This window comes from Blautia hominis, assembly GCA_002270465.1.
Taxonomy (GTDB): domain Bacteria; phylum Bacillota; class Clostridia; order Lachnospirales; family Lachnospiraceae; genus Blautia; species Blautia hominis.
In genome coordinates this window covers 1-1815 of record NQOF01000022.1, presented here as the reverse complement: position 1 = coordinate 1815, position 1815 = coordinate 1, and the positions used below count along the sequence as shown (strand labels likewise).

3 protein-coding genes are annotated in these 1815 nt (G+C 43.7%); 2 read left to right on the top strand and 1 reads right to left on the bottom strand.

Annotation, left to right across the window (positions count from 1 at the left end; genetic code table 11):
- Positions 1-61: 61 nt before the first annotated feature.
- Positions 62-1060, top strand: a complete 999-nt coding sequence (gene xerA / locus CI595_RS25725) for a site-specific tyrosine recombinase/integron integrase (RefSeq protein ID WP_095176474.1) — start codon at positions 62-64, stop codon at positions 1058-1060.
- 44 nt (positions 1061-1104) lie between these two features.
- Positions 1105-1419, top strand: coding sequence for a gp53-like domain-containing protein (locus CI595_RS25720; protein WP_243135280.1), 315 nt, complete (start codon positions 1105-1107; stop codon positions 1417-1419).
- An 8-nt stretch (positions 1420-1427) separates the two neighbouring features.
- Here the strand turns inward: CI595_RS25720 and CI595_RS27460 are convergent, their stop codons facing one another.
- Complete coding sequence (locus CI595_RS27460) at positions 1428-1634, bottom strand: H-type lectin domain-containing protein (protein WP_095176472.1); 207 nt, start codon at positions 1632-1634, stop codon at positions 1428-1430.
- Positions 1635-1815: the final 181 nt, after the last annotated feature.

Genomic DNA, 1815 nt, shown 5'->3' with positions numbered 1-1815 from the left:
AGCGGAGTTTAGCACAACACTGGAAACTGGTATAATCATAGGCAAAAAGGAGGATTTGCCTATGGAACCACGAATGGAACTTATTAACAGCGTTTTGGCAGCAATGACAGCGTTGCTGGCGGCGGAGCAACTGGACAAACTGCAGGAGGTGTTGTGTATCAAGTTGCATGATTTTGAGGTGCAACCACGGAGCACAGAGGTGATGATCACCGATAATAGCGCCGAAGGAATGCTCAATAGGTTTATTGCAACCAAGCGCCTGGAAGGTACTGCAGAGACAACCATACGCTTGTATTCCCCTTACATAATGGGACTGATACGGGCGCTGGGAAAGCCACTGTATAAGGTGGATACTTATGATATCCGGTACTATCTGTCGTTGTATAAACAGCAGCGGCAGGTAGCGAACCGGACACTGGAGAATATGAGGAAATGCTTTTCGAGTTTCTTCGGATGGCTGTCGGATGAGGGCCTAATCGGGAGGAATCCTTGTAAGGCTATAAAGGCTATAAAGTACGAAAAGACAGTAAAAAAGCCCTTCTCACCGGAAGAAAGAGAGCGATTGAAAAACGCCTGTACTAATCTCAGGGACCTGGCGTTGGTTGAATTTTTATATGCCAGTGGCTGCCGTGTATCAGAGGTGGTCCGGCTGAATATAAGTGACATAAAATTTCACAGCAGGGATGTGGTTGTGCTGGGAAAAGGCGGTAAAGAGAGAAGAATATACCTGACAGAGGTTGCAACAATGCACCTTGCGAATTATCTTGCTCAACGGCGGGATGACAGCCCGGCTTTATTCGTTTCCCGGCACGCGCCACACGGACGTATGGGGAAAAACGGAATAGAGGCGGTCTTGCGGAAATTAGGAGAGAAAACAGGGATAGAAAAGGTACACCCGCACAGATATCGGCGTACACTTGCCACGAACCTTGTTGATAGAGGAGCGCCGATACAGGACGTACAACAGATCTTAGGCCATGCGGATATAAGGACAACACAAATTTATTTATATAATAATCCGCAAAATATCAGATACAGCTATGAAAAATACAGTGCATAGGCAATAAAATGAGTGTTTTTTAAGTCTGCTTACGGCAGGCTTTTTTGGCGTATTTAAAAACAGTGGAACCAGGAAGATACGGACGTGAGATAAACTCCGCTTTAGGAAATTATTGGATTCAGGCTGGAAGGGTAACAATTACACCAAAACCAAATGAACCCACATCAAAACGGGTAACATTTCCAAAACCATTTAAGGAAAAGGCACATGTTTCGCTTACTCCCATAACTTCAGTTCCCGGTGTGACAGTTTTAGGAGTCGGAACATCCAGTAACACCAAGGACGGTTTTGATGCATACGTTTTAAGAACAAACAGTACGGATACAGAAATCACTTGGGTAGCTATAGGGCCGATGTGAATACTTTATTATCCAATTGCAATATAAGCTATCTTTATAGTATCAAGAGACGAACCTGACGCATTTTTGCATTTACACATAATATTAAAACCAGTAGTCGTAACATCATTTGCAGAAAAATGTGTAACATCGGCCCAGGCAGCACCTGAATCCTGTAGGCTAAGTGCAACAGTAGGAGCTATCGTGAAAGCTTTCGAGAATTTTATTGCAGTCATCGCGCCGGTTGTACTTGCATTTGCTCTAATGGATCCCTTTTCAATATGTGGTAAAGCGGAGTTTAGCAAAAGAAGTGAAGAATTTTCATCAGAATACACCGTTCCGGGTGTGTTGTAATGAGTATTTTTCAATGAAAGTAGGTGATTTTATATGGAAATTAGAGCCAGACCGTGATGAGCG

What these genes read in the sequence shown, in the direction of transcription:
- xerA (WP_095176474.1), top strand. Translation starts at nt 62, where the DNA reads ATGGAACCACGAATGGAACTTATTAACAGCGTTTTGGCAGCAATGACA.
- CI595_RS27460 (WP_095176472.1), bottom strand. Translation starts at nt 1,634, where the DNA reads ATGACTGCAATAAAATTCTCGAAAGCTTTCACGATAGCTCCTACTGTT.